This window comes from Phocaeicola massiliensis B84634 = Timone 84634 = DSM 17679 = JCM 13223, assembly GCF_000382445.1.
GTDB classification, from domain to species: Bacteria; Bacteroidota; Bacteroidia; order Bacteroidales; family Bacteroidaceae; genus Phocaeicola; species Phocaeicola massiliensis.
Genome location: NZ_KB905472.1, coordinates 2,521,019 through 2,534,554 on the forward strand (window position 1 = coordinate 2,521,019; position 13,536 = coordinate 2,534,554).

The window sequence follows — 13,536 nt, forward strand, 5'->3', positions numbered from 1 at the left end:
ATGATACAGGAATTCCAACTGCGAGCATTGCCTGAACAGGCAATCAGTGAACAAGCACTCAAACAATTTATCGGACGTGAAAAAGGACTGGACATCCGCACCATCCATTCCATCCGTGTCTTGAAAAGAAGTATTGATGCCCGCCAACGTACTATTTATGTCAACCTGAAAGTGCGTCTCTATATCAATGAAATTCCTCATGACGAAGAATTCGTCCGCACGGAATACCGTAAGGTAGAGAACAGCCCCCAGGTAATAGTGGTGGGTGCAGGTCCCGGAGGACTGTTTGCCGCACTGCGGCTGATAGAGTTGGGATTGCGTCCCATCGTGGTGGAAAGAGGAAAGAACGTGCGCGACCGCAAAACGGATATCGCACGCATCAGCCGTGAACATAAAGTCGACCCGGAGAGTAATTACAGTTTTGGTGAAGGAGGAGCAGGTGCTTACTCGGACGGTAAACTCTACACACGAAGCAAGAAACGTGGCAACGTAGATAAAATATTAAACGTGTTTTGTCAGCATGGCGCCAGTTCCTCGATTTTAGTAGACGCCCATCCCCACATCGGAACGGACAAGCTGCCGAGGGTTATCGAGAATATGCGTAATACCATTATCGATTGTGGAGGAGAAGTACACTTCGAGACACGCATGGATTCATTGATAATAGAAAAGGAACGCATTATCGGTATCGAAACGAATACCGGAAAAATATTCAAAGGTCCTGTCATACTGGCTACAGGGCACTCGGCACGCGATGTTTATCGCTGGCTGCACAGTCATGGAGTGCAGATAGAAACCAAAGGAATTGCAGTCGGCGTGCGCCTTGAGCATCCTTCAATGCTGATAGACCAAATTCAATATCACAACAGAAACGGACGCGGTAAATACCTTCCGGCAGCCGAATACAGTTTTGTAACTCAAGTAGACGGACGCGGTGTGTATAGTTTCTGTATGTGTCCCGGAGGATTTGTCGTACCAGCCGCCAGCGGACCTCATCAGATTGTGGTCAACGGAATGAGCCCAAGCAATCGCGGTTCCAAATGGAGCAACTCGGGCATGGTGGTAGAGATACGTCCCGAAGATCTGCAAAACGATGAATTGAGAATGAAGAACGAGGAGCTGGGATTTGCCGATGATACGGATTCTGTATTGTCGATGATGCACTTTCAGGAAGCACTGGAAGCTGCCTGTTGGCAACAGGGAAACATGCGGCAAACAGCTCCGGCACAACGGATGGTTGACTTTACCCGAAAAAAACTGAGTTACGATTTGCCCGAGAGTTCGTATAGTCCGGGGTTGGTTTCTTCTCCTCTTCACTTCTGGATGCCACCTTTCATAGCCAACCGTTTAAGCAAAGGTTTCCAACAGTTTGGCAAGACCAGCCACGGCTTCCTAACCAACGATGCGGTGCTGATTGGAGTAGAAACGCGCACTTCGTCGCCTGTGAGAATTGTCAGAGACAATGAGACCTTGCAACACATCACGGTGCAGGGATTGTTTCCTTGCGGAGAAGGGGCAGGATATGCAGGCGGTATCGTATCAGCAGGCATTGACGGTGAGCGATGTGCCGAAGCGGTGGCAGCTTACTTCGGACTCTCTGTCCCGCAAAACTGTTTTTAGCTTCATCATCAAAATGAAGAGGACGTATCAATACTAAAAAACATCAACTGTAGGGGCTGTCTGCCCCTACAGTTACGACCTTGGAAACTATACACAAAGAACTGTTTTCAGGTGAGCAAACCTCCCCCCTACGAGCAAAACAACAGCATTGTCAATGTTTTGACACCCTTATAAAACAAGTATGCCCATATCACGGGCTAATACAGAAAATATCCGGCAGAACCTCAGCCGATTATTGTCATATCATACTTCGGTATGCTAAGGTTTCAAGTTATATTATTGATATACTAATAAATAAGAAAGAGAGTTAGTTATACCAATTCAGTCTCTCCAAATAACATTTCTGCCATTCACATATTATTTTAACTAAAAGATATGTATCTTTGCAGCAAATAAAGAATATGCACCATCCCGAAATAGCTATAATAGACCCTAATACCCTCACTTGCCTGGGGTTACAGAACATTCTGCAAGGAATGATTCCGACGGCTGTTATCCGTATCTTCCATTCCTTTGGCGAATTGGTGGACGATACACCGGATATGTATGCACACTATTTCATCTCTGCTCAAATTTACTTTGAACATACTTCCTTCTTTCTTCCCCGCAAGCCTAAAACAATTGTATTGGCAGGCGGTGACAGTCAGCCCCAACTGGCCGGTGTACCTAAGCTGAACATCTATCAAGATGAAGAATCGCTGATAAAAGACATCCTCCAACTGCGTAAGTACGGTCATCAGACAAGAAACCATGCCGAGTATTCGGGAGCACAAACACCTAAAACGGAGCATGAACTATCCGCCCGTGAAATTGAGGTGCTGATACTCATCACCAAAGGGCTTATCAATAAAGAGATAGCCGATAAACTGAACATCAGCCTGACCACTGTCATCTCTCACCGCAAGAACATAACAGAGAAACTGGGCATCAAGTCTGTATCCGGACTCACCGTCTATGCCGTAATGAACGGTTACATAGAAGCCGACAGAATTTAAAATCCTAATAAATGAGGATTGTACAAACCATCCGTTTGCCCTTACTTTGCAAATGAATTACAAGACTACTCAAACCAAACAATAAATATGAAAAAAAAACTTTTACTGGCAACGACTTGTTTCCTGTCTGCGACAGCGCTCGCAGAAGACATTAACACACTTCCCAAAGATACAACCAAAGTGATTGATATAGAAGAAGTGGTAGTCATTGCTTCACCCAAAGAAACCGGTAAACTAAGAGAGCTTCCCAATGCAGTATCTTTGATTTCACAGAAAGATATGCAAATCAATCAGATTACAACGCTGAAAAATGTAAGTGCTTTAGTTCCGAATTTCTTTATGCCCGATTATGGCTCAAAAATTACTTCCGCAGTCTATATCCGCGGAATCGGTTCACGCATCAACACCCCGGCAGTAGGGTTATACGTAGACAATATTCCTTATATAGACAAATCTGCGTTCGACTTCAATTTCTATGATATAGAACGTATCGACATTCTTCGCGGACCTCAAGGTACATTATACGGACGAAACACGATGGGCGGACTGATAAAAGTACATACCCGTTCACCATTCTCCTATCAGGGAACCGATGTAAAATTGAGTTACGGTAGCAAAAGCAATTACCGTAGTGCCTCACTGACGCATTATCACCGTTGGAATGAACGCTTTGCTTTCTCGGCAGGAGGTTATTATGAAGGTTCGGACGGCTTCTTCCGCAATGCATATAACGGAAAGAAAATCGATAACATGGAAGCCGGAGGCGGACGAATCCGTGCTATCTGGCTGCCTTCAGACAATTTGAAACTAGACTTTACGGTCGGTTATGATTATAGCGATGAGGGCGGCTATCCTTATTACTATACAGGAGCCTTGGACAAAAACAAAGAAGAATACCAAGAGCATATCGGAAAAATCAGCTATAACCGTGACTGCGGTTATCGTCGCGGATTATTCAATACAGGACTGAACATAGAATATCAGGGAAACAAATTCATTATGAATGCCGTGACAGGCTATCAGAATCTGACCGACCGTATGTATCTGGATCAGGATTTCCTGCCTGTCGACATCTACAACATAGAACAAAAACAACGCATCAATACCTTGAGCGAAGAGATTACCTTCAAGAGCAAAAAGAACCAACGCTGGATTTGGGTAACCGGTGCAAGCGGTTTCTACCAATGGTTGCACACCGATGCTCCTGTCACTTTTCAACCTGAAGGTATTCAATGGCTGGAAAATAATATTAATAAAGGGATGGCCTCATCGGGGATGCCCGTCAACTTGAAGATATTGAGCGAAACAATGCCCGTGCCGGGAATCTTCGACACTCCGGTGCTGGGAGCAGCCGTTTTCCATCAGTCCACCTTCAACCATTTATTATTCGAGAACCTCTCTGCTACCGTTGGTTTGCGTCTGGACTACGAAAAGAATAAGATAGACTATAATTCTTCGGCAGCCATGAACATTCAGATGTATATGGCGGGAAAACCAATGGGCAAACCGATGGAACAGGCAGCTGAGTTTACAGGCAAGCTGGATGATGACCATGTGCAGTTGTTACCTAAATTCGCTTTGAAATATGACTTCAACAAGCAGAACAACATCTATGCAACTGTCAGCCGGGGCTTCCGCAGCGGCGGTTACAATATACAGATGTTCTCCGAGTTATTGCAAAGTGCATTAAAGCAGCGTCCGGGTGCAGGAAGTGCTGTCAGCGACGATGAAATAAAAAACCTCGTAACCTACAAGCCCGAATATAGCTGGAACTACGAAATCGGTTCACATCTCAGTTTATTCGATGGTAAACTGAAAACCGATCTGGCCGCTTTCTATATGGATACCCGCGACCAGCAGATTGCCAAGTTCGTGGAAAGCGGGTTGGGACGTATGATGGTCAATGCCGGAAGCAGTGAAAGCTATGGTGCGGAAGTCAGCCTGACAGCATCCGTCAATAGAAATCTCAGTTTGAACGGAAGCTACGGATATACTCACTCTACCTTCAAGAAGTATGATGCCGGAAAGAGCTCGTCAGACGAAAACATTGATTATAGCGGCCATTACGTTCCGTTCGTTCCACGCCACACCATGAACGCAGGTGTCAATTACAGTTTCTTCTTTAATGAAAACAATTGGGCACAGAGCCTGACTGTCGGCCTCAACTATACCGGTGCCGGAAAAATTTACTGGACAGAAAAGAACGATGTATCACAAAGCTTCTACGGCACCTTGAACGGACGTATCTCTTTACAGGCAAAAGCTTTGCAAATAGACTTTTGGGGACGCAACCTCACCAATAAAGATTATACCACATTCTATTTTGAAAGTATGGCGAGAGGCTTTGAACAAAGAAGCAAACCATTACAGTTCGGTGTAGACGTGCGCTATCACTTCTAAAAAGTTTTCAACAGCAAAAAGATAAAAGTCCACCTTCCGGTAAAGTGTATCCATTTACCGGAAGGTGTTATCTCATTCATTGATAGCGCCACAATGGGGACAGGTACCTTTCGATTTCATTTTTGCACCACAATTTCCGCAACTGAACTTATAATGAGAAGTACGTTTGATGCTTCTGAATACCCATACGGCATAAAGCACCAGACAAGGATATCCAATGTAATAATAAGCGGTAAACGTAAAAAATAAGTATAGAAAGATGCAACAAGACATCAATCCCAATAAATAAAAGAAAGCCGCCTCTACACGGACCTGATGAAATAAATCGTCCAACGTTGCCAGCCCGACCAGAACAATGCCCCAGACATTAAACATGAACAACGAAAGAATAAACGGTAAATCCAAAGGATTAAGAGAAGGGTTATAATAAAACCGCTCCCATATATCCGGCACGAAATGCTGAATGCTGCTATAAAGAGTAGCAGCTGTAGCCATAAGCAACGTCAGTATATTGGGAAAAATACTATCAATATCATTAAACCAGATGAGTTGCAAACGCTTCTTACGCACCGCCCGATACAAATATCCCATGCCGAACAAAGCCAGAATAACAAAAAAAGCTACCGTATGGGAACTGCTGAACAAGTGAATAAACTGTGAAATCGGATCAACCGGAACCACTTTCTTGAGTAATTCCCCCTCACGAACCCATCCCATTGTCTCTTGGTCACGAGCTACCTTTACCCAAACCGAGTCCACCGTATCGGCAGCCTGAACCATAAACTCCGCCACCACCAGCTTTTCTCCTTTATAAACCGGCAGCACATCTATCAACGGCAATTGCTGCAACAACAAGGAATCCGAAGTAACTTCGAAATTACTATTCAAAGTATAATAATGCTCCGGCAAATAGTCCACAGAATCTTTTGTCTTCTGCGAAACAGCTTTTAATGAAGATTCAGGAACCTGATACCGGCAAGAAAAGAGAAAAGAAAAAAGCACCGGCAAAAGAAGCAGGCTAAGCTTGAAGCCCACTTTCTTCTGATTCGGTTTATGGTGGAAGATGCTCATAGTCATGCTTGATAATGAGAAGAAGATAGTTTCGGCTCATCCGAAGCAGAAAGCACTTTCATTTGACAATGCTTGCAATCAAACTCCAGACGAAAACGTTTTCCGTCCGCACTGACCAAATAGTAAGGTTCCTTATAAGGAGAACGCACTTTATGATAAGTGGGGCACCATCCCATACTATATCGCAAACAGTGTTTGCAGAACATCAACACCGCATTGTCTGCCGAAACTTTCTCAAAAGCGGGAGCAATGCGCTGCACTCCATGATTCTGATAAAAAGAATAGGCCCGGTCATTCATCACATTGCCCAGATAAGTAAGCTCGGTTGCCGGAAAAGAATGATGCGTCTCCGGCAGTTTGTACAGTTCACGGCGATAATTGATACGACGGACTTCCAGCAACTTCTCCACTCCCGAACGGCGCAATTCGGCAATGGCAGAAGCAGGAATAAACCAATTCTCACTAAAGTCGATATCAATGCGCGCCGGTTCGAAAGGCGTATTTCCCAATTTGCCCAACTGAGTACGAAGATTATCGGTCTGCGGAGTACGTGCCAGTTCCTTCCCACGCTCCAATACCACACTGACACTGTTATCATCTTCATCCGTCAATGTCAGCGTAAAGCCGAAATTATTCTCTGCCAATACCAAGGCAACCGACAACTTGCGCTCGGCAGACTTGCGTTGCATCTGTCTGTCAAACTCCTGGTCAAAGTTACGGTAAAGCAGCGTGCGAGGCTTGATACGAGGCATCTCCTGCGGAAAGAGTTTGTTGTTCTCCACCCTGTTGATGCGAAATCCCTGCAACTTTCCGTTTTCATCCAGATAGCACACCCCATCACCGTTGTTGAACGATTTCACTCCCGCTACGGTCAGATAGTTTCCACGGATTTCCTTTACCGTGCCCATCTCTTCGCCCAGCGATTTCGGAGTATCAAAAGAAAAGATATCCTTGTTGCGTTCAAACAGGAAATAATTGGTAAACCCACGGCTGAAACTCTTGTCCAACTGCGGCTTAAAGTCCGTTTTCACCGTTCCCGACGAAGCACGGATATATTCAGTACGGCGTTTAAAGACAGCATCCAGCTTCTTGCGATAATAAGCCGTCACATTCTTCACATACGAAATATCCTTCAAACGCCCTTCTATCTTCAGAGAAGAAGCACCTGCATCCAGCAGTTGTTCGAGTTCTTCACTCTGATTAAGGTCTTTCAGTGAAAGCAAATGTTTGTTGCGCACAATCACCTTTCCGTCCGCATCCACCAAGTCGAACGCCAAGCGGCAGAACTGTGCACATTCCCCCCGGTTGGCACTGCGCCCGAAACACGACTGGCTGACATAACACTGTCCGCTATAACTGACGCATAGTGCTCCGTGCACAAACACTTCAAGCGGCACTTCGGGAATTGCCTCATGTATCTTGCCAATCTCAGGCAATGAAAGTTCACGCGCCAGCACAATCTGACGAAATCCCGCCTCTGCCAGAAACTTTGCCTTTTCGGGAGTACGGTTATCCATCTGCGTACTGGCATGAAGAGGAATGGGCGGCAGATTCAATTCCAACAGTCCCATGTCCTGCACAATCAGTGCATCCACCCCGGCACGATACAACTCCCATATCATTTCCTCCGTATCCTTCAACTCTTCATCGCGAAGGATGGTATTGACAGTTACATAAATGCGCACATTATACAAATGAGCGTATTGCACCAATGCCGCTATGTCTTCCAAAGAATTTCCGGCCGCCGCACGTGCACCAAAACGGAGAGCACCGATATAAACCGCATCGGCTCCATGGTCGACAGCCGCCATGCCGCACTCCAGATTCTTGGCAGGAGCCAGCAATTCTATCTTTCGTTGTTTAATCATCGTATCTGAGTTATATCAAACGGAGTTTCCTGATACACATAATAGTTCAGCCAATTGGAGAACAACAAGTTGGCATGTCCGCGCCAGCGCACCAATGGCGCATTGTCCGCATTGTCTTCTCGATAATAGTTCTTCGGCATTTCAATGGGAAGCCCTTTTCCCAAATCGCGTTTATACTCCGTATCGAGTGTATAAGGCGAATATTCGGAATGTCCGGTGATAAAGAACTCACGTCCGTTACGTGCCATTGCCATGTAAACACCCGAATCATCCGACTCGGACAGCAAGGTGAGGTCTTTCACCTTCAGGATATCTTCCCGACGCACTTCGGTGTGACGGCTGTGAGGCACAAAAAACACATCATCGAACCCACGGAAGATAGGCAATCCCTGCACATTGATATGGTGTTCAAAAATGCCGAACATCTTTTTATCCAGCGGATACTTAGGCACTCCATAGAAGTGATAAAGTCCGGCTTGTGCTGCCCAGCAAATATAAAGTGTGGAAGTGACATGAGTACGCGCCCAGTCAAAAATGGTCGTGATTTCGTTCCAATAAGTCACCTCCTCGTAAGGCATCTGCTCAACGGGAGCGCCGGTCACAATCATGCCGTCATACGTTTCATTGCGCATCAGGTCAAAATCGCGATAGAATGCTTTCATGTGCTCCACCGGCGTATTCTTTGAAGTATGGCTTTTGAGTTTCATAAACGAAATCTCCAACTGAAGCGGTGTGTTGGAAAGCAAACGCACCAAATCCGTCTCTGTAGTTATCTTCAACGGCATCAGATTCAATATCACAATCTTCAGCGGACGGATATCCTGCGCATTGGCACGCGAATTATCAATAACAAAGATATTCTCTTCTTTCAATAATTCGATAGCAGGTAGTTTATCGGGTAAATTTAATGGCATTTTCTTATCTGTTAATTAGTTGCAGGTGCAAAATTAAAAAAATATAGCAGAAAGTCCTCACAAGATTGCCCCTGTTATTCATTTTTTTAATACATTTACGACGAATACCTTTTAAGGATAACCAATCCGCCGAAATCTATCATGAATGACATTGAACAACAAGAATTAAAAAAAGAGAACGAAAGCCTTAAAGAAGAAATAAGACTGCTTAAAAAGAAAACCGAGTTACTGAGCATCACTCAGCCGCTCAATAAATTGTCTCAGTTCTTGATAGACCACCGGATGGATGCCATCATCTTCATCAAAGATGTCACAAACGATTTCCGGTATTTCATGGTCAACCAAAACTTCTGTATCCTGCAGAACACCCCTCACCACAAAATCATAGGAAAGAACGACTACGAGATATTCACTCCGGACGTAGCAGAGAAATACAGGAGGGACGATAAAATCGCCATTAATAGAAAAGGAGAATATACCTTTCAGGAAGAGATATGTGTTCCCGGTCAGAAAAAAGTCATTCTGCAAACCACCAAATCTTATGTGAGCACTTCCGAGGGCAACAAGCTTCTGGTATGTATCGGATACGACATAACAAAAGCCGTTGAGAAAGAAATAAAGTTGAAAAATGCCATTAAAGTGGAACAGGAGGCACATCAGATGATGAGAGCCATCTTCCACGAACTGCCTTCGGCCATTCTCATCAAAGACATAGAAGACGATTACCGCTTCTATATCATCAATAAGAAATTCGAGCAAATGTGCAATCTGCCCAAAGAGCTGTTGATAGGCAAAACCGACTATGAGGTATTCCCTAAAGATGAAGCCGACAAATACCGGAGAGATGACACGGAAGCCTCCAGGTACTCTGAAGATGCTCCACTGATTATCAACGAAATAGTAACCTCCCCCGACCGCGATGTGAGCACTCACTTGCAGACTGCCAAGTTTTCATTCTCATTCAAGGGAAAGAAATTGCTGGTATGTGTGGGAAATGATGTTACCTTGCAACACCAGATGATGGAGCAGTTAAAGAATGCATTGGACAAAGCCGAACAAGCCGACCGCCTGAAGGCACAATTCATATCCAACATGAGCCACGAGATAAGGACACCGCTGAATGCCATTGTGGGATTCTCACAACTCATAGCCGATGCCACAAGCAAAGAGGAGCAGGAGGAATACCAGCGCATTGTTATGCTGAACAATAACTTACTGCTGACGCTGATTGAAGATGTTCTGAATCTTTCCGTTCTGGACTCAGGCAAAATGACATTCAACAATACCGTGTTCAACTTATCCGAAATGTTCGGTGACCTTGCCATTCAGATGAAAGACAAAGTCAAGCTGCCCGGCAGGGAGTTCATCTACGAAGTCCCGCTTCAGGAAGTGCAGGTCAAGGCGGACAGGGAACGTCTTACCCAAATTGTAACCAACCTAATCACCAATGCCGCCAAGTTTACCCGGCAAGGATATATCAAAATGGGATATGCCCTCAAGGACAGCGGAGTGGAGATTTATGTGAAGGATACAGGCATGGGCATTGAAGAGAAGAATCTGACCGAGATATTCAAGCGGTTCAAGAAACTGAATTCCTTTATCCAGGGTACGGGTCTGGGATTGCCCATCTGTAAATCCATCACCGAGCAGATGGAAGGCAAAATATGGGTGGAATCCGAATACGGGAAAGGTTCCGTCTTCCACGTATGGTTGCCTTGTCTGGCCTAGCATCTCAGCCGGCCTCTGCACAGAATCAAAAAGAAAGAAGGCCCCCCCCCTTTAACTTATTTTTCCTGTCGGATTAATCGTTTTTCTCCGTATGATTAAGTACTTTTGTACGGAAGACCAGAACGTCCCACTACAGCAGAACGTACGTCCCATTGCAGCAGGACGTACATCCCACTACGGCAGGACATACGTCCCACTGTGGCAGAACGTAATAACCTGCCGCACAAAAAGCCTTAGCCGTAGGTAAGAAACGGCTTAATGTTCCCTTAAAACCCCATTAGACATGGCAACAAAATTTGATTTCAAAAAAAGTCCCGATGTAAACGGGACAGCAGACAAGACTACGTTATATCCCAAAATCGTGGTGGCAGGCACTAAAAACCTGGAAAACATTGCCGATGATATCGCCAAACGGTCCGGCTTCAAGGCAGGCACGGTCATTGGACTGTTCAGTGATTTGGAGAATCTGCTGACGGATTATCTGGCAGACGGATACAATGTGAAACTGGGAGAGATAGGAACCTTTTCGGCAACACTTACCAGCCGAAAGGTGACGGACAAGAAGGAGATACGCTCCGGCTCGGTGCACTTCGACAGTGTCAAGTTCAAGCCGGCACGCCACTTTGTCAAAGAGGTATGCAGAAAGGGCGAAATGGAACTGGAACGCGCAGACCCTGCATACGGCTTCAAGACATCTTCTCCCAAGCACACTCAGGAAGAGCGATTCGGCATGCTGATGGAATACCTGAAGGAATACACCTTCATCACCCGACAGGAATACTCCAATCTGACGGGAGTGCTGAAAACCAAGGCTGCCCATGAGCTGCGCCAATGGTTTATGGAAGACAAAATCAAGAGAAGCGGCAGAGTGCCACACGTCATTTATATGGCCGTGGACACTGAATAAGGAGGAATACCCTGTCTCTTATATCCTATGATAGATTTCATCGAAAGGAACCCTGCCCCGTTCTCCCCAAATGCCTTTGTTCCCATCCCGTATGCCGCAAGGTATAACCATATTGATGCCTGCCCCATGGGGCAGCTTCAATAGTTTCTTCATCCGCCTGCTGTCAAAACCTTCCAGCGGACAAGTGTCATAGCCTTCGTTTGCCATGGCAATCATAAAGGTTTGGGCAGCAAGGGCACAGGATTTATTTACCGTCACACGCATATCGCATTCCGAAACTTCCAGCATCATAGGGCGGAACAGGCTGATGGTTCTCGCCAATATCACCCTGAAAAACCCTAGAAGCCCGAAGAACCTTGCATAAATGAAAGGCATCAGTTTACCATAATACAGCTTCCTGTCCCTAATACGTTTTTCCTGACGCTCTTTCGGACTATTGCGCCTGATATTTCCTTCTTCAAAGTCAAGCACAAATTTAGCACGCTTTTTATACAAATCCTGACGAGTAACAAAAACAACAATTTCCGAAGCCGTAGAAGCAGCCGACTGCCCTAAACAAGCTTCTGAAACTTTCGCCATCAGTCCGGGATTCGTTATTTGATAAAATTCCCACAATTGCATATTGGAACTATTGGGAGCCAGCGTAGCCAGTTCAAGACAATGTTTCACCTTTTCCGGGTCTATCGGTTTATTTTTATCATACCTCCGCACAGACCGGCGGAAGTTCAATACCTCTTCTAAATTCATCTCCTAATCATTTTTTATATTTTACTTACTGAACCGACAAGATAAGTTTTAGGGGCGATGTCAACTATAACATCCCCCCCTACACTACTATATCTCAGCGGATATTAACATCCTACAGGTTGTTCTTATAGATATTCGCCATCACCTTCTGATATTGGTTCTCAATCTGCATATACGCCTGAAGATTCTTATAAATACTTTCCGTTTCCACAAAATATTCAATCAATGAAATTTGTCCTTCGGTCAATGCCTGCTTCAATAAATCCAGCGAACGGTACATCAAAGGGACATCATACGCATTCATGGCATCCTTCAACTGCTGCATCTCATTGAAAAGAGACATCAGGGAAGCCTCGACCCGGTCTTTAGCACTTTCTTGCATAAGCTGAGCGCTGATAGCCTGTGCCTTGGCTATCTTTACCTTTTTACGATTCTGAAACAAAGGCAAGGAGCCCCCTACCACAAAACCATTCATCGAAACCGCATCATCCGTGTTACGGCGAAAGCCGGCTTCCAGCTTCGGCAACCATCCTTGGCGGTCTACCGAAACCTGCTTCTCGGCGGCACGGGCAGTGGCGGCGGCGGCCTGCAAGTCAAGGTCTGACGCCATCACTTCATCCCTCATAACATTGTAATCATTGATTTCCTGTATGGCAGGATACGTGGTTTCAGCAAACTCCAAAGGCATGTTACCGTTCATGGCAAGCAGAGACTGCAAGGCAGTGCGGTGAGCTGCGCTGTTTTGGGCAACTTCCGTCTGCACGTTCATACGCTCCATCTTGATTTTGTTGACTTCCAGTATATTCGCATCACCGGTAGTCAGACGTTTTTCATAAAGTGCCTGTAATTCATCCGCATTTTTCATACGGATATCCATCAATGTCTTTTCCTGATTCAACAGAATAAGGTCCAGACAGAGATTCTTCGCATTCAGCAGAATATCCCGACGGGCAGCCTGTTGTTGCTTGTCCACCGCTTCGTTCTGCAAAGTAGCCTGCCGGTTGCGGGCAATATACTGAGTAGGAAAGTCAAAACCTTGCGAAGCAACGAACTCCGTACCGTGACCACCTTCGGCACCATTACTGTAAAAAGAGCTGTAGCTCACCGTAGGATCAGGCAAGTTGTTGTTTGTCCGGTTTTCCATCTTGGTCGCATCGGCGGCATGTTTCTGTGCCTTGAGCTCTTTATTGTTCTGCTCGATGCTTTTCAAAATGTGCTCAATACTCTGAGCCTGCATCAGCAAGGGAGAGCAGAGGGCTATTATAACTAAGATTCGTTTCATATTA

Annotated in this window: 10 protein-coding genes; 5 read left to right on the forward strand and 5 right to left on the reverse strand. The window is 45.4% G+C overall.

Translation table 11 applies throughout. From position 1 onward, the window contains the following. The 3 genes from HMPREF1534_RS08430 (at position 1) to HMPREF1534_RS08420 (ending at position 5,015) form a co-directional block, all read left to right on the forward strand. Entirely contained in the window at positions 1 to 1,620 is a 1,620-nt protein-coding gene (locus HMPREF1534_RS08430) for an NAD(P)/FAD-dependent oxidoreductase (protein ID WP_005940841.1), read from the forward strand. A gap of 401 nt (positions 1,621 to 2,021) precedes the next feature. Further along, positions 2,022 to 2,615, forward strand: a complete 594-nt coding sequence (locus tag HMPREF1534_RS08425) for a response regulator transcription factor (protein WP_018452022.1) — start codon at positions 2,022 to 2,024, stop codon at positions 2,613 to 2,615. Positions 2,616 to 2,702: 87 nt separating this feature from the next. Continuing rightward, the gene (locus tag HMPREF1534_RS08420) at positions 2,703 to 5,015 is read left to right on the forward strand and encodes a TonB-dependent receptor (protein WP_005940847.1); all 2,313 of its coding nucleotides are present in this window, start codon (positions 2,703 to 2,705) and stop codon (positions 5,013 to 5,015) included. Positions 5,016 to 5,087: 72 nt separating this feature from the next. On the opposite strand, the gene HMPREF1534_RS08415 is transcribed toward HMPREF1534_RS08420, so the two are convergent. Genes HMPREF1534_RS08415 through metA form a run of 3 tightly spaced genes read right to left on the reverse strand, consistent with a single transcriptional unit; the run spans position 5,088 to position 8,868 of the window. After that, a complete protein-coding gene (locus HMPREF1534_RS08415) occupies positions 5,088 to 6,092 on the reverse strand; it encodes a zinc ribbon domain-containing protein (protein WP_005940849.1) in 1,005 nt (334 codons plus the stop codon). Then, positions 6,089 to 7,954 (reverse strand): peptidase U32 family protein, encoded by a 1,866-nt coding sequence (locus tag HMPREF1534_RS08410; protein WP_005940851.1) that lies wholly within the window; start codon positions 7,952 to 7,954, stop codon positions 6,089 to 6,091. Before HMPREF1534_RS08410 ends, HMPREF1534_RS08415 begins: the two co-directional genes overlap by 4 nt. Beyond that, complete coding sequence (gene metA, locus HMPREF1534_RS08405; protein ID WP_005940853.1) at positions 7,951 to 8,868, reverse strand: homoserine O-acetyltransferase MetA; 918 nt, start codon at positions 8,866 to 8,868, stop codon at positions 7,951 to 7,953. Before metA ends, HMPREF1534_RS08410 begins: the two co-directional genes overlap by 4 nt. A gap of 141 nt (positions 8,869 to 9,009) precedes the next feature. Between metA and HMPREF1534_RS08400 the strand changes: the two genes are divergently transcribed. Together HMPREF1534_RS08400 and HMPREF1534_RS08395 are read left to right on the forward strand one after the other, a co-directional pair. Beyond that, a complete protein-coding gene (locus tag HMPREF1534_RS08400) occupies positions 9,010 to 10,596 on the forward strand; it encodes a sensor histidine kinase (protein ID WP_005940854.1) in 1,587 nt (528 codons plus the stop codon). 283 nt (positions 10,597 to 10,879) lie between these two features. Beyond that, the gene (locus HMPREF1534_RS08395) at positions 10,880 to 11,503 is read left to right on the forward strand and encodes an HU family DNA-binding protein (protein WP_005940856.1); all 624 of its coding nucleotides are present in this window, start codon (positions 10,880 to 10,882) and stop codon (positions 11,501 to 11,503) included. Positions 11,504 to 11,521: 18 nt separating this feature from the next. Here HMPREF1534_RS08395 and HMPREF1534_RS08390 read toward each other — a convergent pair whose 3' ends face one another. Together HMPREF1534_RS08390 and HMPREF1534_RS08385 are read right to left on the reverse strand one after the other, a co-directional pair. Continuing rightward, positions 11,522 to 12,250 (reverse strand): nitroreductase family protein, encoded by a 729-nt coding sequence (locus HMPREF1534_RS08390; RefSeq protein WP_005940858.1) that lies wholly within the window; start codon positions 12,248 to 12,250, stop codon positions 11,522 to 11,524. Positions 12,251 to 12,362: 112 nt separating this feature from the next. After that, positions 12,363 to 13,532: a TolC family protein gene (locus HMPREF1534_RS08385; RefSeq protein WP_005940860.1), complete on the reverse strand. Its 1,170-nt coding sequence runs from the start codon at positions 13,530 to 13,532 to the stop codon at positions 12,363 to 12,365. Positions 13,533 to 13,536: the final 4 nt, after the last annotated feature.

Coding starts and splice junctions, on each gene's coding strand:
- HMPREF1534_RS08430 (WP_005940841.1), top strand. CDS start 1: ATGATACAGGAATTCCAACTGCGAGCATTGCCTGAACAGGCAATCAGT.
- HMPREF1534_RS08425 (WP_018452022.1), top strand. CDS start 2,022: ATGCACCATCCCGAAATAGCTATAATAGACCCTAATACCCTCACTTGC.
- HMPREF1534_RS08420 (WP_005940847.1), top strand. CDS start 2,703: ATGAAAAAAAAACTTTTACTGGCAACGACTTGTTTCCTGTCTGCGACA.
- HMPREF1534_RS08415 (WP_005940849.1), bottom strand. CDS start 6,092: ATGACTATGAGCATCTTCCACCATAAACCGAATCAGAAGAAAGTGGGC.
- HMPREF1534_RS08410 (WP_005940851.1), bottom strand. CDS start 7,954: ATGATTAAACAACGAAAGATAGAATTGCTGGCTCCTGCCAAGAATCTG.
- metA (WP_005940853.1), bottom strand. CDS start 8,868: ATGCCATTAAATTTACCCGATAAACTACCTGCTATCGAATTATTGAAA.
- HMPREF1534_RS08400 (WP_005940854.1), top strand. CDS start 9,010: ATGAATGACATTGAACAACAAGAATTAAAAAAAGAGAACGAAAGCCTT.
- HMPREF1534_RS08395 (WP_005940856.1), top strand. CDS start 10,880: ATGGCAACAAAATTTGATTTCAAAAAAAGTCCCGATGTAAACGGGACA.
- HMPREF1534_RS08390 (WP_005940858.1), bottom strand. CDS start 12,250: ATGAATTTAGAAGAGGTATTGAACTTCCGCCGGTCTGTGCGGAGGTAT.
- HMPREF1534_RS08385 (WP_005940860.1), bottom strand. CDS start 13,532: ATGAAACGAATCTTAGTTATAATAGCCCTCTGCTCTCCCTTGCTGATG.